Here is an 18,601-nt window from a genome sequence, read left to right on the forward strand (position 1 = left end):
CTCCAAATCTTATACCTATCAACTATCCTAAGTCTAAACCTTAAACCCAACTTTAAGTCAAGAGCAACGGAAGCATTTTACACAAATAATTTCAAAAAATTTTTTCATCCCCTTCCCTTGACCCTCCCCTTACAGGAGGATATATATTGGTTTTGAAGGGAGGAGTTACAATGAATCATTGCATAGTAGTCAAGGATTTGAGCAAAACAATCAAAAACAAAACAATAATCAATCAGCTAACATTTTCAGTCGAAAAAGGACAGGTATTTGGTCTGCTGGGTCCTAATGGTGCTGGAAAGACAACGACTATTGAATGTCTTTTAGGTATCAAGCAGTTTGACGACGGTGAGGTAACACTCTTAGGAACCACGCCTGGTAAAAAGCGAAAGGAGATATTCCAAAAAATCGGTGTCCAGCTTCAGTCTTCCAGCTATCAGCCGGCTATCAGAGTAGCTGAGCTTTGCGAAGAAATATCTGTCCTCTATAGACAGCCCAGAGATTATCGGGAGCTATTAGAACTGTTCCACCTTTCACAATATGAAAAACAACCGGTCAATAAGCTGTCCGGTGGTGAGAAACAAAAACTGTCCATTATTTTGGCACTGATTCCCAATCCCGAAATTATTTTTCTGGATGAATTAACAACCGGCTTGGATACTGAGGCCCGCAGAGAAGTTTGGACAATCTTAAAACAGCTGAAGGCTGCGGGCCTGACAATGTTCTTAACAACCCATTATATGGAAGAAGCCGAAGCTTTATGTGACTATCTCTACTTAATAAACAAAGGTAAAAAAGTAGTAGAAGGAACGGTAGAAGCAATTATTCAGGCAGCATCAGCGGAGCATTTAGAAGAAGCCTATTTAAAGCATATGGAGGGAATCAGCTATGCATAAATTTCTGACTTTAGTTAAAATCGAAGGAAAGCAGGCTCTACGTTCCTTCGATGGCCTCCTCTTTGGGGTGGGCATGCCTCTAGGTGTATTAGTCTTAATCGCAACAATCGCTGGAAATCAGCAGGTTGCTCAAGGCAGCTACACGTTTTTGGACAGCAGTTTCAGCTCCTTACTTGCAGTTGGGATTTGTGCGACTGCATTTATGGGTATTCCATTGACAATTTGTGATTATCGCGATAAAAAGATATTGAAGCATTACCGCGTCACACCAATCAGTCCCCTGCTCATTTTGGCAGCACAATTTTTTATCGGCATGCTCACAGCCTTGCTTTCAGCCGGAACAATCATTTTAGTTAGTACTGCTTTTTTGGGCTACCAGATGAACGGCAGTTGGCTGCAGCTAATCGGCGCTTACTTTCTGGTAATGGTGTCGATGTATAGTATCGGTATGTTGATTGCCAGCCTTTGCCCAACATTAAAAATTGCTAATGTAGTCTGCAGCTTTGTTTATTTTCCAATGCTGTTTCTATCAGGGGCAATGATTCCTTTTGAGCTATTTCCCAAAGCACTGCAACAGGTAGCCAGTGTTTTACCTTTGACTCAGGGGATTAAACTGCTGAAGTCAGTGACTATCAATGAACCTGTTGGGAATCCGCTGTTGATTGTTCTATTGATGCTGGGTATTACACTGCTGTGCGGCAGTTTAGCTGTCAGAATATTCCGCTGGGAGTAGCTTCTGATAAAGCAATAGATGTTATGCTGAGGCAGGAAATTTCTGCTTCAGTTATTCTGAAAGGGTGAGTCCAATGAGTACAGATTGTAAAGAAGAAGAAAAATTATACAGAATCGGAATTTTTTCAAAAATGAATCATGTGACAATCAAGGCTTTGCGTCATTATGATGATGTCGGCCTTCTAAAGCCCCAATACATCGATCCGGAAAACGGCTACCGCTATTATAGTTCCAGCCAGCTGCCGACTCTCCATCAGCTTCTGGCTTTACGTAAGATTGGCTATACTCTTGAAGAAATCAAACAGGTGCAAAATGGCGTGGACGAAGCCACGCTGCTGCAAAGAAAAAAGCAGCAAATTATGAAAGAAATTGCGGAACGAACAACCATGTTGGCACAGCTGGAAGGCTATCTTCTCTCAAAAGATGCTGTTCAGCACTATCATGTGGTGATAAAGAGCCTGCCGAAAGTAATTGTGGCTTCCATGAGAACAATACTGCCTACATATAATGCAGTTTTCTCCTATGTACCAGCAATGGGTGCTGAAATGGAGCGCCTCAACTGTGAATGCGCTGAACCTGAGTATTGTTTCAACGTGTATCACGATCATGAATACCGTGAAGAAAACATCGATGTTGAAATTTGTCAGTCCGTTACTGAAATGGGAACCGATAGTGAGCTTATTACCTTTAAAGAGCTTCCAGAGGTTGAAACAGCTGTATGCGTTCTGCATAAGGGTTCTTATGCTGGACTGCCCCAAGCCTATGCCGCATTGGTCCATTTTATTGAAGTTAATAACTATCAACTGATGGAATCTCCCCGTGAAAATTATATTGACGGCATCTGGAACAAAGATAGCGAAGAAGACTGGCTGACTGAAATTCAGTTCCCTGTTCAGAAAGCATAGAAGAAACAGCTGGAACAGAAGGGGAAGTGAAAAAACGAAATATTTTAGACTCTGCCTCAAAGTATATTGGCAGGAAAAAACTGAAGAAACCTTTGAGGCTTGGAACAAAAAGCAGAAAATTGCTGGCTTTTGTTCCAAGTTTTTTGGAGAAGAAAAAAAACAGTCGGAATAGGCTGACTGCTGTCCAAAAAGGGCTTTGGAAAGAGTAGGTGAATGTCATTCATATATCTAGCTAAAAATCAGTCGTTTAGCAGTCCTTTTTTTCTAGTACAAAAATACTGCGATTAGATAATTTCTCCTTCTTTCTTAAAAATAATCTATGGTTTTCTTTTTATCTCTCAGCAGCTCCTATATAATAAAAGGTAACAAATTGTGTTAGGAGTCTATTATGGAAAAAAAGATTTACGCATCATTTAATTCAGAAACGATTAGAGTTTACCAAGCCTATAATCATAAAATTGCCGCAGAGGCTACTTCGTTAGGTCATTTCGGTCCTTCTTTTAAGCTGGAGCGCATGACCTGGATTAAGCCTTCCTTCCTATGGATGATGTATCGTTCCGGCTGGGCATCAAAAGAAGGGCAAGAACGAGTGCTGGCAATCGACATAACAATTGACGGTTTCAGAGAGCTGTTGAAGCATGTTGTTCTTTCAACTTACGATGAACAGTTGTATCCAAGCTATGAGAGCTGGCAGAAAAAAGTGAAAAGCTCTGAAGTACGCTGCCAATGGGATCCCGACAAAGACCTTCATTTGGAAAAAATGGAACGAAAAGCAATCCAGCTCGGTCTAAGAGGGAAAATGGTAGAAAAATATGTCCGGCACTGGACAACGAACATCACCGATATCACCGAGGAAGTTCACCAGATGAAAAATCAAATTGATGCCGGCAGCTTTGATATGACCGCTCTTCCTAAAGAAAATGAGTTTCCTTTATCAGTAGAGGAAAAAAGAATCTTAGGTATTCAAGAAACAAGTCATTAACCAACCAAGAGGTGTAAACCTTCTGTTAAGAAGCAGCCGAAAAAGACAACTTGAGGTGATTCTATGCAAATCAATCGTTTACTGGAAATTATTTTGATTCTGCTCTACCGGAAAAAAACAACCGCAAAAGAAATGGCGGAACGTTTCAGCGTATCGGTTCGAACAATCTACAGAGATGTTGACACTTTAAGTGTCTCTGGCATTCCTGTTTATTCAGTCAAGGGGAAAAACGGCGGAATTTTTCTAGAGGATTCTTTCACTTTAGATCAGGCACTTTTAGGAAATGAAGAAAAGGATGACCTTTTTTTGGCATTAAACCTGCTTAAATCACTGGGAATTCTTGAGACGGATGAATTAATGCGCAAATTCGAATCCGCCTTTGATTTGACGGATTGGCTGGAGCTCACTCTACCTGCCACGCTGCCCCATAACAACAACACCTTTTCTCAATTGAAAAAAGCCATTTTGCTGGTAAGAAAAATCACGTTTATCTTTTATAGCCGCTATGGGCAGACCATGCTGATTACTGCGGAACCACTGAAAATTATTTTTAGAAGTCAAACCTGGTTTCTTCTAGGCTATGTACCTGAAAAAAAGGAGCATCAGCTTTTTCGAATCGACTGTATAAAAAGCATCACCATACTAGATGAATACTTTCATCCTAAATTACCCGAAAGTATCGATAATCTTTTTGACAAGTTTAAAGTGACTCTTCAATTCAGCAAGCGTATCGCCTATAACCAATATGACCGTTTTTTTTATGATGAGGTAAGTGTCAATCCAGATAACAGCTATAATATTACGTTTGAATTTACAGAGCTGGACGAACTCTATAGCTTTTTACTGCCGTTCGGCCGCAATGTCAAAATTATCGAACCTCTCTGGGTTAAAGAAAAAATTTGTGCACATGCAAAATATTTTTTAGAAAACAATTTATAATATGACATGGTATGGCACTTCTCCATGTTAGAATAAAAAAAACGAGAGGAGTGTACCTATGATTATTGAAAAAATCACAAAACCTGAACAAAAAATTGTTTCTTTCACGCAAAAAGGACTGGTTGTTACAGAGCTGCCAACTATTATTGGTCCAACCTTTATGAAGCTAGGTAAGTATATTAGCGAACAAGGGGCCAATATACTTAGCAACCCTTTTGTTTCCTTTAAAAATATGGATGATGATGGAAAAATTGATGAGTCTCAGATGGAAATGGAAATCGGCTTTCCTGTAGATCAGCTGCTTCCGGAAAAAGACGGCATCGTTTCATATGTACTGCCTTCCTACAAAGCATTGTCTGTACATTATGTGGGTAAATATGACGATATGGTTCCCATCTATGATGCCTTGCTTAATCAGATCAAGGAAAACGGAGATAACTTCATGCACTATTGTTATGAATATTATCTTAGTGACGAAGAAATAGACGAATCAAAACAGGAAACCATCATAGAGCTTCCTTATTATTAAAAATAATTCTATAAAACCTGAATATTTTGTGTTGGCGGAACATCTGCCAACACCTTTTTGAGTGTTAACACCTACTGACTGGGAAAATAAAATTGCCTAAAAACAGAAGGAAGTAAGAGTATCGCCCATATTCTCCGCCGTTTTATAAGTAAATCGAAAATCAGCAGCTGTATGTTTGTTTCTCTAATTAGCGATTGTAATTAAAAATGAAAAAATACCTCTTGACTCGTACCTTAGGGAACAGTTGATAATTAAGACAGAAGTTAATTATGAATATAAATCATGAACTAAAAGGAGAGACTAAAAATGGCTAGACCAACTACAAAAAACGATCTTATCACTGCGGGAGAAACAAACTTTAATGAGCTGACGACCTTACTAGATTCACTATCAGCTGAACAGCAAACAGCAGATTTCTCTTTTGACGTAAGTAAGGAAAAGGGCGAGCATTGGAATAGAGACAGAAACGTTCACGATGTGCTAATTCACCTATATGAATGGCATCAGTTACTATTAGACTGGGTAGAATCAAATATGGCTGGAGAGCATAAACAGTTTCTTAAAGAAGGCTACAATTGGCGGTCATACGGTGCGATGAATGTGGAATTTATGGAACAAAACAAAGACAGTTCTTACGCTGAAGCCTTGGCCCTTCTCAAAGCTAGTCACGCAAAAGTCATGAAGCTGGCAGAGGGATTTTCAAACGATGAATTATTTTCTAAAGGCGTATTCGCATGGGTTGGCGGCTCTACTCTAGGCAGCTACTTTGTCTCTACAACCTCAAGTCACTATGAATGGGCTCTTAAGAAAATAAAGAAATTCAAAAAATCTATTTCCTGAGGTGTCTATTAAAGGGGGTAATCAAAAGTGTTTTGCTTCAAGAACCAGGGAGGTACTGTTTAACATCAGCTCATGCCTCACTGTGTTTCTCAGAAATAAGCCGGACTATATGAAAATGGAGCCATTTTCATATAGTCCGGCTTATTGCCAAAGCTACAGCTTTGGGACCGCTATTTATTCGGTTTTTAGGAGTAGAAAGCGTTGAAGACTTATTTATAGCTAAAACTGATAGCTAAAGCGCTCTACCCATTTTCGATTTGGAAGATATTAGCCGAGTACGTCCTTCTGTTCTTACAAGGGTAGACAGTTCCTTCAACGCATCTTTCCCAGCCCATTGTTGACCTTTATCCGTCTGCTTTGTAAGAATCTCTGCAGTTTCAATACTCCATTCCTTCGCTTGTTCATTGGTTTTCCCCAGCTCTCTCAATGCCCAGGATACAGCCTTTTTGACCAGCAGGCGTTCATCTGCTGAATACTTTTTAATCAGTGTTAGATAGTCTTGAATTTCTTCATTCGTCAGACTGACATGAACAGATGTACTGGCAATTAGCGTAAATGCTGCCCGCTTATAATACAACTCTTCTTTATCAATCCAGCTTCTAATCCAACTATCGTAATCTGCGCGTGCAATCAGCACTGTTTTACAAAATAAATCACACAAGTCCCACGACTGAATTCCTGACATAAATGTCTCGATTTCCTTTTCAGTATAGTCAGCCGGCTGCAGAGCCAAAACAGCTAGTATTTTGCATTCATGATATCCAGTAGCCCATAAGGCTAAAATAAACGTTTTATCCTTAGGCAGTTTTTTAGCAAATTTTCTCAAATCTGCTGTCCCCACACCCAATGTTTCCTTTTCTGGAATCCCCAGTTTAACAACATTGTTCTTATACTTTTCCGAGGCGTGTTCCTTCAAATAGGTCAGGACATCTTCGATTGCTGTCCCCTTTTTATCAGTCAACTGCTTCCCCTCTTTCAGTTAAATTATTTTCTTTCACTTTACTATAGAAAATCCGGAAAAGAAACCACTATTTACTGCTTTCCTTTTTCAGCATATGCTTTGAAAAAAGTAGTCCCATGATACATAAAACCACTAAAAGGATAATTAAAAACAAGGTATTCTTCAGCGGCAGAGACTGCCCATTTAATAATCTGCGGAGAGCTTCAATCACATGGGTAAACGGGTTCAGCAGGACCAGCCAGCGAATTCCGTCAGAAATATTCTCTAACGGAAGCAGGGCCGTACTCGCAAAAAACAGCGGCAGCACAATCATATTCATCACGGTTTCATAGATGATTTCATTTGGCAGCTTCAGACTGATGCTGTAGGCAACATTTGCCATGAAAAAACCAGTTAAAAAGAGAATCAGGATTGCTAAAAGTCCCCCTGATACTGATAGCTGAAACCGAACTGACAACCCCAGACTAATAATCATCAACAAGAAAATTTCAATAAATGATAAAACAACCGCTTCAAGATTCTGTGCACTGATGATACTCGTCCTAGATACAGGTGCTCTTAACAGCCGCTGAAAACTACCTTCGTTTTTAGTCATGTAATTCATCATTCCACTGCTGCTGCAGGCGCCAAGCATCACTAAAATCATGATTCCCGGCAAAATAAAAGAGGTGTATGCTACTCTGTCCGCTCCTGAGACTACCGTGCTATACAACAGCAGCCAGATTAAGGGCTGAATAATCGTAACAAAAACGGTAACCCGGTAATGATAGCGCCATTTCATGTTGCGCCAAAGCAAACTTTTTAGACTCATTTTTCCAGCTCCTTTTCTGAAAGAATCTCAATAAATATCTCCTCCAATGAAGGCCGTTTTAACTGAATACCACTAAATGCCAGCTTTTTCTTAAGTAATAATTCTGTAATCAGCTGAATATTTTCAGATTCTACCCGTAGCTGTTTTCTTTCTTGCTTTGCAGCTTTTAGGTTTTCTTGAAGCAACACTGCGTAGGCCTGTTGTTGTTCCTGTGCTGTGTCAAAAGTCAACTGGATCACACGCTGCTGCAGATACTCCGTTAGCTCCTGCCGACTGCCTGCAATCACTTTTCGACCCTTATCCATGATAAAAATACGATCACTCAAGACCTCGGCTTCCTCCAAGTAATGCGTTGTCAAAAAGACCGTGGTTTTTAAGACCGTGTTGATTTTACGGATACAGCCCCAAAGTGCCTTGCGGGAAAAGACATCCAGGCCTACAGTCGGTTCGTCTAAAAAAATTACTTTTGGCGATGAAACCAGACTCATCGCAATATCCAGCCGCCTTTTTACACCCCCTGAATAGCTTATAATCGGATGTTCCGTGTACCCCTCCAGCTCAAAGATTTCAATCAGCTCAGCTATCCTTTTTTCAGCAGCTGCCTTTTCTACTTGGTAAAGCTTGCTTTGAAGCTGCATATTTTCTTTCAGTGTCAAAAACGTATCAATAGAAATCTGCTGACCTACACAGGCAATCTGTCGTCGAATGGCAAAAACGTTTCTTTCGGTCAACTCTTCACCACCTATGCGGATTAAACCAGCAGTTGGCTGACAGACCGTAGTCAGACAATCAATCAGAGTAGATTTTCCCGCACCATTTTTACCAAGCAAAGTGAATATCTCTCCTTCATTGACTTGTAAATCCAGATGATTAAGCGCAGTCACACCTGTCTTATATCGTTTTGTGACTCCCTTTACTTCAATCATCTTCTTGCTCCTCCCAAACAACAGGCATCAGAATCTCTGTGATATATCCTGCCGGATTTCCTTTAAACAATGCACCCGGACCTTTAATGTAGACCTCTCGGCAAGCCCCTGTTACAGTCAAATCATTTTTCTGAATATAAACGGATAGCTGTTTATAGGCGGCAGCCAGCGTATCGTAACTTCCTTTATGAATTAGGCTAAGTGCCCGCATCTGAGGAAATGTTTTTATGCCCACATCCGCTGCTGCCGGTTGTTCTGCAGTTGGTACACAGAGCTCAACCTCGCCGATTTTTGTTTTAGGATCTGTTTTGTAGATACAAAAGAAAGGAGCTCCTGTATTTCTCCCTCTGATTGCTTTAAAAATTGACGGCATCAGCTTTCCAGCTGAACGCACATCTCCCTGATAGCTTCTGTAAGCAACTCTTACAGGTTCAATATTCTTTATACTAATTTGCTCACTCATTGCTAAGCTCCTTTCTTCTGATAGGCAGCCAAAGCTCGCAGCTTTGACTACTGTGCATCTCCTGTTGAGAAGGATAAACCTCCACATCTGTTTTCAGCTCATATTCATACGCTGACACCGGCAGCCATTCTTGATAAAACCTTCTGTACAGCTGCTGTACTGCCTCTGGCATGCTTCCCTGACCTTTTAGCAGCAGCCAGCGCTGAGCCGGTAAGACTAGTTCTTCTAATCCATCCGGGCAGTCAGCTTCAAGCTGCTTGAAAACACCTATATAGTAATGAGCAGGCTGTGCTTTTTCAGCTACTGCTATACCGAAGATTGGACTTTGATTTTGTTTGCGGTATTCTACAAGCTGCTGCTCTAGCTCGCTCCCCATAAAATTCTGCCAAATAAAGGGAACTTCGTGAAAATTCCTCTCAATATCAGAACTTAACGGATACTTCTTACCTACAAAGAAAAGTGTAGGTTTTTCCTCCAAACGATACTGAAACTGTTCTCCGCCAGAAACACTAAGCGATAGCCGCAATCTTGGATAGATAGTCAGTTCTTCCTTTCTATGTACTACTTCAGAAGGCGGGAAACCATGAATAGACTGAAAGGCCCGGTTAAATGCTGTCGGCGAATGATATCCATATTCTTTGGATACAGTCAAAATCTTTTTCCCTTCCAGCAAATCAAAAACTGCCCGGCTCATCTTTCTGCGTCGAATATATTCGGATAAAGGAATGCCGACAATATAAGAAAACATTTTTTGAAACGAAGCAAACGTACAGCCGGAAATTCTAGCAATTTTCTGCGAATTTATCTCTCCTTTCAACTGTTTCTCAATATAAGATAGGACTTGATCAAAATGTTCCATCATTCCTAAACACCTCCTTGATTTCAAGTCTAGCATGAATAAAATTTATAGACCTCTCAATAAATAAACATGTTTTGCGAGCTTCTATCAAAATGCCCGGCGGTTAGCTATTCTCCGTTAAACACCCGCTTATTTCAACACTGAAATAAACTTTCTGTTTCTTTTTATTTAGTATAGAATAAAGAAAAAGAAACATTAAAGGAGCTGTCATGTACATACAAACACAACGCTGCCTAGTCCGACCTTTTGAAGAAAAGGATATTGATAACTTTATGCTTTATCGAAATAATCTGGATTGGATGATTCATCAGGGCTTCAAAGGACTGAGCAAAATAGAATACCAAGCATTTCTGCTAACGAAACCCGACTTTGCAAAAGGTGCGCAATTTGCAGTAAGCAATCGAAAAACGAATGAGTTGATTGGCGATATTTACTTAAAACAAGAAGATAGTACCTTCTGGCTGGGCTACACTATCACACCTGCTCAAGCCCGGAAAGGCTATGCTAGTGAAGTAGTCAGTGCTGTACTCGCTTCCCTCAGCACACATGGCTGCCGACAAATCAAAGCCGGGGTTCTTCCGGAAAATCAAGCCTCCATCCGCTTACTGGAAAAGCTCGGTTTTACCTATTCTGAAACTGATGACTATGGGGAGAAAGTCTATATAGAGGCGATAGACATCGCTGAATACAAAGAATAATCTGTGTCTACAATATAGATGGGAACGGTTGCGGCTTTATCTTTTTTTTACAGACAAGATACATAAAATTCCTAAAAAAACAGCCGAGTTGGCTGTTCTGAGAAAATAATCAATAGGTATTTTAAGGTTTGTATTAATTGTATGCTTATAAAAAAGCACTGCATCCTCTTCATTTTACCTATAATTAAATCAAAAATTACGAGGTGAGAATAAATGACTAACGATTGGTCGGAAATGAATAAAACTATGCAGGTACAACTGAAAAAAGAAGCTACATTTGATGATGGCATAAAGACGCTGCTGGAACTGCGGAAATCTGTGATGGAGGTACTCTATCAACTGAAGGAAGAACTGACTTTGGAGGATTTTAAGGCCATTCCTTTTATCAACGCCAAAGGATACCATAACAAAACCATCGCTTATTCCATATGGCACATTTTCAGAATTGAAGATATTGTTACCCACTCTCTTATAAAAGGTGAAGATCAGATTTTCTTTACAGGGAATTACCAGGAACGGATTGGCGCATCTATTATTACTACTGGAAATGAACTTGTAAAACAGCAGATTGCTGACTTCTCTGATACATTGGATATAGAAGAGCTTTATCACTATGCCGCTGCTGTAAAAGACAGTACAGATGCTATGCTGAAAAAACTGTCATATTCCGATTTAAAGCGAAAAATGACTGAAGAAAGTAAGCTGCTCCTTAAAGCATTACACGTAGTAAGTGACAACGAGAATGCCTGCTGGCTTATTGACTACTGGTGTAAAAAAGACATCAAAGGACTTATCCAAATGCCCTTTTCACGTCACTGGATCATGCATACTGCTGCCAGTCTGCGTATTAAAAACAAGTTATATAAATAACTTCCGAAAAAAATAGTGTCTGCTCCTGTCTCCATTACGATTAACAGCCGGCAACAAGCGGCTGCGTTTATATGCTTTCCTCTATGCCTAATAAGCTCCATACTTTAAAAACAGCCAATCCGGCTGTTTTTTGTTATTAAGAGGGAATTTTCCAATAAAAAGCTGATTACTTTTTATCCATTCAATTTTTTCAAAAAAACATTCCTAAAACCCCTTGTTATTTCCTCTATTCAGTTATATTATTATCAAACTGAAAAAGTTTTATTAGAAAACATCCATTTTCAAAAAAATGTGTAGACATTTTCTGAAAAATGAGTAATATAGGCTAAAGTATTTGATTCTCGTTGCTGTCCAACTAATCAAAGGGGTTATTTTTATGAAAGAACTAACAACTGGAAAACCGTTAAAACTCATCTTTCTTTTTACAATACCATTACTGATTGGAAACATCTTCCAACAGTTTTATAATATGGCTGACATGATAATTGTCGGGCAGACTTTAGGCAAAAATGCTTTGGCTGCTGTTGGTGCAACCGGCAGTATTACTTTTCTAATTATCGGATTTGCTCAAGGATTGACTTCAGGACTCTCAATCATAACCGCCCAGCGTTTTGGTGCTCGGGATTATCAAGGAGTCAAACGCAGCTTTGCTACCAGCATTTTGATTAGCAGTATCATCACAGTGATTCTTACTATTCTTAGTCTTATTTTTGTTCGGCCGCTGCTTTTACTGATGCAGACTCCTGTAGAGATTCTTGATGATGCACAAACCTTCATCTCAATCATTCTTATCGGAATTTTTGCTGCGATGGCGTTTAACTTATTGTCCAATGTCATTCGTGCCTTGGGAGACAGCCGAACACCACTAGTCTTTCTGATTGTCGCCAGTATTGTCAACGTTGTATTGGATTTGGTTTTAATCATCAACTTTCATATGGGGGTAGCTGGAGCTGGGGTGGCTACTGTTACCGCACAGGTCGTTGCCAGCATTCTTTGTGTATTTTACATTCAAAAGAAAATTCCCAATCTTCAAATACGGAGGAAGGATTTCTCTTTTGAGCGGTCTGAAATTAGAGATCATTTAAACGCCGCCCTGCCGATGGCTTTTCAAACCTCCATCATTGCAATTGGCGCTATCATTCTGCAGGGAGCTCTCAATAGCTTAGGAACAGATGTCGTTGCTGCTCAGGCTGCCTCAGGTAAAATTGATCAGTTTGCGATTCAGCCGATGATGTCCTTCGGCATCACCATGGCAACCTTTACCGCCCAAAACTATGGTGCCAAAAAATACGGACGGATTTTGCAAGGAGTTAAAAGTGCCTTATTCTTAAGTATCGGCTTTAGTATTCTTGCCGGCAGTATTGTGATTCTTTTCGGCAAACCGCTGGTTACTCTATTTGTCAGCTCTAGTGAGACTCAGGTTTTAAATCTGGCACAAGTCTATTTCAATATTAACGGCAGTCTCTACTGGGTGCTCGCTATACTGCTGGTTGTCCGCTATACACTGCAAGGACTGGGGCAAACGGTGATTCCAACACTTGCAGGTATTATGGAGTTGTTTATGCGTTCCTTTGCTGCAATCTTCCTAACTGCTTTATTTGGATTCACAGGAGCAGCTGCAGCGTCTCCTCTTGCATGGATTGGCTCTACAGTCGTTTTAGTTGCTTCCTATATCAAAGCGGTCAAGCGCCTCAGAAAGCTGGATGAAGAAACGACCCTTGAACAACCACTAAATCAAAAAGTCATCGCTAAACCGTAAAAAAAAGAGCTGTATCAAACGAATTGTTTGGTACAGCTCTTTAATGTTGAGATAACAATTCTTATTCATACGATGCTGGGGATGAGTGACCACAGACCTAGCTTCTTCCTAAATAAACCGCTCGCTTTTGCTTAATTCTTCTCTTCTTAATTATTTAATCAGTCCATGAGAGAGCCAAGCTACACGAAAATTATATTCCTTCAGCAGCCGTTCTGATTCCCAATCATTCAACAGAAAGCTGCTCAACAAATCCATTACCAGCTCCATTGAAAAGAATAAAAAGGAGATTTTTTCTTCTCCGCTGTTCATGTGTAGATTATTTTTATCTAGTAAAGAAAACCAAGCTCGAATCATCGGCGACTCTTCCATGTCGATGGTTTCCATCGAATAACTTGTTTTGGAGCCCAACACCAGCAGCTTAATTCCCCGCCAATAATCAGAATTGCGGTTCATTTCTGCGACACGCTTTAGATACCGCTCAATCCCGTAAAAAAGCCTTTGCTGATTTTCCATAATACAATTCATAATATCTCTATGAATAATCTCAGAAAAATAACTTTGCAGGTATAAATAGAGATCATCTAAATCTTCGAAATATTTATAAAAAGCACCGCGAGAGATTCCTAACCGCTTGATAAGCTCTGCAACCTTCACTTGATTTAAACTCCGATCTTCAAATTCCTGAAGAACAACTGAGATAATTTCTTCTTTTCTATGTTGATTCAGATTTTCAAATGTTGGATTCGGCATCGGCTTTCTCTCCCTTCTTTTTCATTAAGAATAGCATAAAAGCGATACTCTGTCACAATAGAATAAATAAAAGCAGAGCCGCTCTTTTCCTGTTTTTAAGAGCGGCTCTGCTATGGCTATTTCATCATTCTGATCTTAGTGCTTCAACAGGGTCTTTCTTAGCTGCCCATCTCGCTGGAAGTGCTCCCCCCAGTAATGTCAGCACAACACTGATTGTAATCAGCAGCAGTGCATGCACCGGGTTTAGCTGTGCAACATTAGTTAAGCCTGTCATGTCTTCTAATATAATGTTTGTCGGCAGCGTCAGCAGATAGGCAATCAAGATCCCCAGCAAGCCTGAGCACAAACCAATAATCAGCGTTTCCGCATTAAACACCCGGGTAATATCTTTCTTTCTGGCTCCTAAGGCACGCAGAACGCCAATTTCTTTCGTTCTTTCCAAAACAGAAATATAGGTAATAATCCCCACCATGATTAGAGAAACAACTAATGATATTGAGGCAAAAGCAATAAGTACGATAGTAATACCGTCCATAATCCCACCGGTCATATCTGTCATGGTTTGAGCCAGGTCAGTGTATACGATTTTATCTGCATTATCTTTGCCGTCATTGTATTTGTCCAAATATTTAACAATCTCATCCTTTGCTTCAAAGTTCGTCGGATAGATAAACACCATTTGGGGCATACTGTCTCCGCCTAGATAAGCTAACGTGGATTGTTTTGTTGTATCATCCAATTTTTCCATTGTCATTACATTGACATCTGAATCCTTTTGATCTTTCACAATTGCAGAATCCTTTTCTGCATCGATAATTTCTTCTACCAGCTGATCGCTGTACGCAATTCCGCTGCTTAGAATAGCAACTTGTGTATCTTCTTTTTGACGAAGAATTCCACTAATTTTCAATGTTCTTGTAGAATTTTTGTACATATCTTCGTAATCATTTTTTGGTACATAGTTGCCAAAGTCAGTTTTAGAATAGTAGTCATTGTTTCCAACTAGCTTCAGTTCAGTCCCAACGATATCATTAAAATCAATTCCTTCTTTATCTGTAATATCAAAGCCGAGATTTTTTAGAATCGTTTCATCTACACGGTTTTTATTATCAATGACCAAAATAATGTCATCGGTATTTTCAGGATAGCTCCCAGCCATCACATCATAATTCTTTTTCAAATATCCATTTATTGATCCGCCCGTCGTTACTGGATAAGAAGACAGGCCCGCATTACTCATGCTTGATAATCCGCCCATGCCGCCTCCGCTGGTCTCATCTGCATTAAAATTAACTAGTTGAGCAGAGCCGTCGACCTCCCTAACAAGGTTCATTCCGACAACACGTGTGTAGCCAATACTGCTGGCTAGTTCACTGTCAATACCACCTAGATAATCAATATAGTCATCTGTGATATTATTTGTATGACGAATACTTGATTCAGCAGGGTTATACAGCACTACCTCATCCGTTTTAGCATATTCCTTTTTGCTAGTCGGGGAATTGCTCTGCATTTCCTTCATCGCGTCTTCATCCATATTCATTGCCTGTTTGGAAATCGTAATTGGATATTCCGATAGTGCATCATTCTGGAAGGAGTCAATCTGTTTCTGGAACCCGTTGGAAAGACTCAGAATCAGCGCAATTCCAATAATCCCTATACTAGCAGCGAACGCTGTCAGACCAGTCCGCCACTTTTTCGTAGCGATATTTTTTCCGGAAAGCTTCAAAGCTGTCCAAAAGCTCATGCTCGTTTTCTTCAGCTGATAGTTATTATCCTGCTCATATTCTTCATAAGGATTTGAATCATCAACTACATGACCATCTCTAAAATTAATAATCCGATCTGCATATTCCTCCGCCAGCTCTGGGTTATGCGTAACCATAATAACCAGCTTATCGTCCGCAATCTCTTTAATCAGATCCATTATTTGCGTACTTGTTTCAGTATCCAACGCACCTGTCGGCTCATCTGCCAGAATAATATCCGGATCGTTTGCCAGTGCCCGGGCAATCGCTACCCGCTGCATTTGTCCTCCTGACAACTGATTTGGTTTCTTGTGGGTATGCTCTTTCAGTCCAACCTTCTCCAACACTTCCATTGCCCGCTGTTTCTTTTCAGAAGATGAAACACCACTAAGCGTCATCCCCATCTCAACATTATCTAAAATACTTAAATGAGTAATTAGATTATAGCTTTGAAAAATAAAACCAACACTATTATTTCGGTAAGCATCCCATTCACCCTGTTTAAAGTTTTTTGTTGATTTACCATTGATAACCAAATCGCCACTATCATATTGATCCAGTCCGCCGATAATATTCAACAGGGTTGTTTTACCCGAGCCACTCTGACCTAGAATCGCTACAAATTCATTTTCCCGAAAATTGATACTAACACCATTTAAAGCGACCTGGGTAAACTCTCCAGTAGTATAACTCTTCTTTATATTTTTTACCTGAAGCATAACTCTCTCTCCTTTATTCACTCTGTTGCTCCATATTGTCTAAAACAGTTAGAACAACAGATTTCTTTCTATCTCTGTCAGACTACCATCGGATTATGTACTGAGTATGAACAAATGAGCTGTATAAAAACATATAACGCTTTCATTATTTTCTTATAAAAAAGTTAATATTTTTGACCACTGTTTTCGACAAATCCAGCTGCTAGAGTAAGACATCATTTATTTTTTCCATTTCAACAAGATTTTAGTTTATGATATAGTGAAACAGAAGAACGGAGGAATGACATGATTACAGTTCTGATTGCAGAAGATGATAAAAATATACGCACGCTGATGGCAGCTACACTTGTTCAGGATGGTTATCAGATAATGGAAGCAGCCAATGGGAAAGATGCCTTGGCTATTCTGGAAGAACACGCTGTAGATTTACTTGTAGCTGATGTCATGATGCCTGTTTTAGATGGTTATCAGCTGGTTGCAGCTATTCGGAAAGAAAACGAACGGCTGCCGATTATTCTGGTAACCGCTAAGGGAACACCAGAAGATAAAAAGAATGGATTTTTAGCTGGTATCGATGATTACCTAGTGAAGCCAATTGATTTTGACGAGCTGCTGCTGCGGATAAAAGCCTTGCTTCGCAGAGCTCAAATTAACTTGGAAGGGCGCCTATCTGTAGGCAATACCCTCCTTGATAAAAACAGTCTCTCAGTTTATCATGACGACAACTGTACTGAACTACCAAAAAAAGAGTTCTTACTTCTTTATAAGCTGCTGTCTTTTCCAAATCAAATATTCACTCGAGAACAGCTGTTGAACGATATTTGGGGCGCAGACTCTTTGACAGACGAGCGAACTGTCGATGTTCATATCAAGCGGCTTAGAGAGAAATTCGCCGACTCCGCTGATTTTTCCCTCATTACTATTCGGGGATTAGGCTATAAAGGAGCTGCACATGAATCGAAATAGACGCTCCATGTACGTTCATTTTTCTCTAGTTATTGCATTGATTCTTCTCGTATCGGCAATTATCTCAGGCATCTTTCTAGTTATTCTCATGCACTTTGGAATTGTGGAGTCATTATTCGGTTATCCGTTAATCCGACTGATAATCACCTTGTTATCATGTACAGTAATCGGCACATTAATTGCTACCTTCTTCAGTAAACGGATATTACGCCCATTGAATAAAGTGGTTGAAGGAACCCGGCAAATAGCTGATGGAAACTTTGATATACAGATTGATCCTACTGGAATGAATAATGACTTAGAAGATTTAATTCAGAATTTTAATCTTATGGCCAGAGAGCTGCAGAATGTTGAACTCGTCCATAAAAGCTTTATCAATGATTTTTCTCATGAAATGAAAACACCCTTGGTCTCGATTAACGGCTTTGCCAAACAGCTGCAAAATCCGGCTCTTACAGAAGCTGAGCGCACCAAATATCTACAGATTATTACGGAAGAAACAGCTCGTTTAAGTGCCTTGTCAGCGAATATTCTGCTTTTGTCCAAGGTGGAAAATCAGGAAAGTATTACCTTGAAAAAAACACGCTATTCATTAGACGAACAGCTAAGACACGCCTTGATTCTCCTTCAAAAGGAGTGGGAAGCAAAAAATCTGACTATGAGCTTAAATTTAAATCCCGTTTTGATTTATGGTGATTCCGACCTACTGATTCAGGTTTGGCTTAATATAATCAGCAACGCTATTCGCTTCACCGATAATGAAGGAACTATTCAAATCAACTGCTACCGTTTAGGGAACGAAGTCAAAGTAAATATTAAAGACAGCGGAGCAGGTATGTCGGATAAAGTTCGGCGAAGAATTTTTAATAAATTTTATCAAGGCGACAGCTCCCACCAGTCACATGGCAACGGACTTGGACTGGCGATTGCTAAAAGAATCATTACCCTCCACGATGGAAAGATTATCGTGAAATCAAAGCTTGGTGAAGGCTCAACCTTTATCATCATTTTGCCTCAAAAGAAAACCGAATAAATCACTTTTTTGTGCCGATAGCAGACGAATAAGGATGGGATAGAAGTGCTAAACGTTGAGAACCAAGTAGGTACTCGGAGCTGAACACTTTGGCACTGACCCCCAAGAATGAGAATATAAAAAAGAGGCACCTCCGTTGAATTTATTTTATATAATAAATTTAGCGGAGGTGCTTTTGATGAAGAAAAAAATGGCGTATTCTCTTGAAGTCAAAGAGA

At 39.8% G+C, this 18,601-nt stretch carries 19 protein-coding genes; 12 read left to right on the forward strand and 7 right to left on the reverse strand.

Translation table 11 applies throughout. From position 1 onward, the window contains the following. Positions 1–170 precede the first annotated feature (170 nt). The 7 genes from ACPWSO_RS09335 to ACPWSO_RS09365 all read left to right on the forward strand — a co-directional run bounded on the left by ACPWSO_RS09335 (position 171) and on the right by ACPWSO_RS09365 (position 5,820). The gene (locus tag ACPWSO_RS09335; RefSeq protein ID WP_426082728.1) at positions 171–893 is read left to right on the forward strand and encodes an ABC transporter ATP-binding protein; all 723 of its coding nucleotides are present in this window, start codon (positions 171–173) and stop codon (positions 891–893) included. After that, positions 886–1,626: an ABC transporter permease gene (locus ACPWSO_RS09340; RefSeq protein WP_426082730.1), complete on the forward strand. Its 741-nt coding sequence runs from the start codon at positions 886–888 to the stop codon at positions 1,624–1,626. The genes ACPWSO_RS09335 and ACPWSO_RS09340 overlap by 8 nt, the downstream gene beginning before the upstream one ends. 73 nt (positions 1,627–1,699) lie before the next feature. Next, positions 1,700–2,530, forward strand: a complete 831-nt coding sequence (locus tag ACPWSO_RS09345; protein WP_426082731.1) for a MerR family transcriptional regulator — start codon at positions 1,700–1,702, stop codon at positions 2,528–2,530. A 388-nt stretch (positions 2,531–2,918) separates the two neighbouring features. Then, positions 2,919–3,512, forward strand: a complete 594-nt coding sequence (locus ACPWSO_RS09350; RefSeq protein ID WP_426082733.1) for a DUF4291 domain-containing protein — start codon at positions 2,919–2,921, stop codon at positions 3,510–3,512. A 63-nt stretch (positions 3,513–3,575) separates the two neighbouring features. Continuing rightward, the gene (locus ACPWSO_RS09355) at positions 3,576–4,451 is read left to right on the forward strand and encodes a helix-turn-helix transcriptional regulator (protein WP_426082735.1); all 876 of its coding nucleotides are present in this window, start codon (positions 3,576–3,578) and stop codon (positions 4,449–4,451) included. A 58-nt stretch (positions 4,452–4,509) separates the two neighbouring features. After that, positions 4,510–4,980 carry a GyrI-like domain-containing protein gene (locus ACPWSO_RS09360; protein WP_426082737.1) on the forward strand — a complete coding sequence of 157 codons (471 nt, stop codon included), beginning with the start codon at positions 4,510–4,512 and terminating at the stop codon, positions 4,978–4,980. Positions 4,981–5,286: 306 nt separating this feature from the next. Continuing rightward, positions 5,287–5,820 (forward strand): ClbS/DfsB family four-helix bundle protein, encoded by a 534-nt coding sequence (locus ACPWSO_RS09365; protein ID WP_426082739.1) that lies wholly within the window; start codon positions 5,287–5,289, stop codon positions 5,818–5,820. A gap of 232 nt (positions 5,821–6,052) precedes the next feature. Here the strand turns inward: ACPWSO_RS09365 and ACPWSO_RS09370 are convergent, their stop codons facing one another. From ACPWSO_RS09370 to ACPWSO_RS09390, 5 genes are all read right to left on the reverse strand, one after another. Then, positions 6,053–6,781: a DNA alkylation repair protein gene (locus tag ACPWSO_RS09370; RefSeq protein WP_426082740.1), complete on the reverse strand. Its 729-nt coding sequence runs from the start codon at positions 6,779–6,781 to the stop codon at positions 6,053–6,055. 67 nt (positions 6,782–6,848) lie between these two features. Further along, positions 6,849–7,592: an ABC transporter permease gene (locus ACPWSO_RS09375; RefSeq protein WP_426082742.1), complete on the reverse strand. Its 744-nt coding sequence runs from the start codon at positions 7,590–7,592 to the stop codon at positions 6,849–6,851. Continuing rightward, positions 7,589–8,518, reverse strand: coding sequence for an ABC transporter ATP-binding protein (locus ACPWSO_RS09380; protein ID WP_426082743.1), 930 nt, complete (start codon positions 8,516–8,518; stop codon positions 7,589–7,591). Before ACPWSO_RS09380 ends, ACPWSO_RS09375 begins: the two co-directional genes overlap by 4 nt. Next, complete coding sequence (locus ACPWSO_RS09385; RefSeq protein ID WP_426082745.1) at positions 8,511–8,981, reverse strand: GyrI-like domain-containing protein; 471 nt, start codon at positions 8,979–8,981, stop codon at positions 8,511–8,513. The genes ACPWSO_RS09380 and ACPWSO_RS09385 overlap by 8 nt, the downstream gene beginning before the upstream one ends. Beyond that, a complete protein-coding gene (locus ACPWSO_RS09390) occupies positions 8,974–9,843 on the reverse strand; it encodes an AraC family transcriptional regulator (RefSeq protein ID WP_426082747.1) in 870 nt (289 codons plus the stop codon). Before ACPWSO_RS09390 ends, ACPWSO_RS09385 begins: the two co-directional genes overlap by 8 nt. 206 nt (positions 9,844–10,049) lie before the next feature. Between ACPWSO_RS09390 and ACPWSO_RS09395 the strand changes: the two genes are divergently transcribed. The 3 genes from ACPWSO_RS09395 (at position 10,050) to ACPWSO_RS09405 (ending at position 13,167) form a co-directional block, all read left to right on the forward strand. Then, entirely contained in the window at positions 10,050–10,538 is a 489-nt protein-coding gene (locus ACPWSO_RS09395; protein ID WP_426082749.1) for a GNAT family N-acetyltransferase, read from the forward strand. Positions 10,539–10,751: 213 nt separating this feature from the next. Further along, the gene (locus tag ACPWSO_RS09400; RefSeq protein WP_426082750.1) at positions 10,752–11,408 is read left to right on the forward strand and encodes a phage head-tail adapter protein; all 657 of its coding nucleotides are present in this window, start codon (positions 10,752–10,754) and stop codon (positions 11,406–11,408) included. Positions 11,409–11,784: 376 nt separating this feature from the next. After that, the gene (locus ACPWSO_RS09405; protein WP_426082752.1) at positions 11,785–13,167 is read left to right on the forward strand and encodes an MATE family efflux transporter; all 1,383 of its coding nucleotides are present in this window, start codon (positions 11,785–11,787) and stop codon (positions 13,165–13,167) included. A 150-nt stretch (positions 13,168–13,317) separates the two neighbouring features. On the opposite strand, the gene ACPWSO_RS09410 is transcribed toward ACPWSO_RS09405, so the two are convergent. Together ACPWSO_RS09410 and ACPWSO_RS09415 are read right to left on the reverse strand one after the other, a co-directional pair. After that, on the reverse strand, positions 13,318–13,917 hold the full coding sequence (locus tag ACPWSO_RS09410; protein WP_426082754.1) for a TetR family transcriptional regulator: 600 nt from the start codon (positions 13,915–13,917) through the stop codon (positions 13,318–13,320). Positions 13,918–14,041: 124 nt separating this feature from the next. After that, positions 14,042–16,384: an ATP-binding cassette domain-containing protein gene (locus ACPWSO_RS09415; protein WP_426082756.1), complete on the reverse strand. Its 2,343-nt coding sequence runs from the start codon at positions 16,382–16,384 to the stop codon at positions 14,042–14,044. A 285-nt stretch (positions 16,385–16,669) separates the two neighbouring features. On the opposite strand from ACPWSO_RS09415, the gene ACPWSO_RS09420 reads away from it, so the two are divergent. Together ACPWSO_RS09420 and ACPWSO_RS09425 are read left to right on the forward strand one after the other, a co-directional pair. Further along, complete coding sequence (locus ACPWSO_RS09420; protein ID WP_426082758.1) at positions 16,670–17,350, forward strand: response regulator transcription factor; 681 nt, start codon at positions 16,670–16,672, stop codon at positions 17,348–17,350. Next, the gene (locus ACPWSO_RS09425; protein WP_426082760.1) at positions 17,337–18,383 is read left to right on the forward strand and encodes a HAMP domain-containing sensor histidine kinase; all 1,047 of its coding nucleotides are present in this window, start codon (positions 17,337–17,339) and stop codon (positions 18,381–18,383) included. The genes ACPWSO_RS09420 and ACPWSO_RS09425 overlap by 14 nt, the downstream gene beginning before the upstream one ends. Positions 18,384–18,601 lie beyond the last annotated feature (218 nt).

Source organism: Enterococcus sp. LJL51, assembly GCF_049894025.1.
Classification (GTDB): Bacteria; Bacillota; Bacilli; order Lactobacillales; family Enterococcaceae; genus Enterococcus_L.

Excerpts from the sequence above, each read along its gene's own strand:
- ACPWSO_RS09335 (WP_426082728.1), top strand. The coding sequence starts at position 171 with ATGAATCATTGCATAGTAGTCAAGGATTTGAGCAAAACAATCAAAAAC.
- ACPWSO_RS09340 (WP_426082730.1), top strand. The coding sequence starts at position 886 with ATGCATAAATTTCTGACTTTAGTTAAAATCGAAGGAAAGCAGGCTCTA.
- ACPWSO_RS09345 (WP_426082731.1), top strand. The coding sequence starts at position 1,700 with ATGAGTACAGATTGTAAAGAAGAAGAAAAATTATACAGAATCGGAATT.
- ACPWSO_RS09350 (WP_426082733.1), top strand. The coding sequence starts at position 2,919 with ATGGAAAAAAAGATTTACGCATCATTTAATTCAGAAACGATTAGAGTT.
- ACPWSO_RS09355 (WP_426082735.1), top strand. The coding sequence starts at position 3,576 with ATGCAAATCAATCGTTTACTGGAAATTATTTTGATTCTGCTCTACCGG.
- ACPWSO_RS09360 (WP_426082737.1), top strand. The coding sequence starts at position 4,510 with ATGATTATTGAAAAAATCACAAAACCTGAACAAAAAATTGTTTCTTTC.
- ACPWSO_RS09365 (WP_426082739.1), top strand. The coding sequence starts at position 5,287 with ATGGCTAGACCAACTACAAAAAACGATCTTATCACTGCGGGAGAAACA.
- ACPWSO_RS09375 (WP_426082742.1), bottom strand. The coding sequence starts at position 7,592 with ATGAGTCTAAAAAGTTTGCTTTGGCGCAACATGAAATGGCGCTATCAT.
- ACPWSO_RS09380 (WP_426082743.1), bottom strand. The coding sequence starts at position 8,518 with ATGATTGAAGTAAAGGGAGTCACAAAACGATATAAGACAGGTGTGACT.
- ACPWSO_RS09385 (WP_426082745.1), bottom strand. The coding sequence starts at position 8,981 with ATGAGTGAGCAAATTAGTATAAAGAATATTGAACCTGTAAGAGTTGCT.
- ACPWSO_RS09390 (WP_426082747.1), bottom strand. The coding sequence starts at position 9,843 with ATGATGGAACATTTTGATCAAGTCCTATCTTATATTGAGAAACAGTTG.
- ACPWSO_RS09395 (WP_426082749.1), top strand. The coding sequence starts at position 10,050 with ATGTACATACAAACACAACGCTGCCTAGTCCGACCTTTTGAAGAAAAG.
- ACPWSO_RS09400 (WP_426082750.1), top strand. The coding sequence starts at position 10,752 with ATGACTAACGATTGGTCGGAAATGAATAAAACTATGCAGGTACAACTG.
- ACPWSO_RS09405 (WP_426082752.1), top strand. The coding sequence starts at position 11,785 with ATGAAAGAACTAACAACTGGAAAACCGTTAAAACTCATCTTTCTTTTT.
- ACPWSO_RS09410 (WP_426082754.1), bottom strand. The coding sequence starts at position 13,917 with ATGCCGAATCCAACATTTGAAAATCTGAATCAACATAGAAAAGAAGAA.
- ACPWSO_RS09415 (WP_426082756.1), bottom strand. The coding sequence starts at position 16,384 with ATGCTTCAGGTAAAAAATATAAAGAAGAGTTATACTACTGGAGAGTTT.
- ACPWSO_RS09420 (WP_426082758.1), top strand. The coding sequence starts at position 16,670 with ATGATTACAGTTCTGATTGCAGAAGATGATAAAAATATACGCACGCTG.
- ACPWSO_RS09425 (WP_426082760.1), top strand. The coding sequence starts at position 17,337 with ATGAATCGAAATAGACGCTCCATGTACGTTCATTTTTCTCTAGTTATT.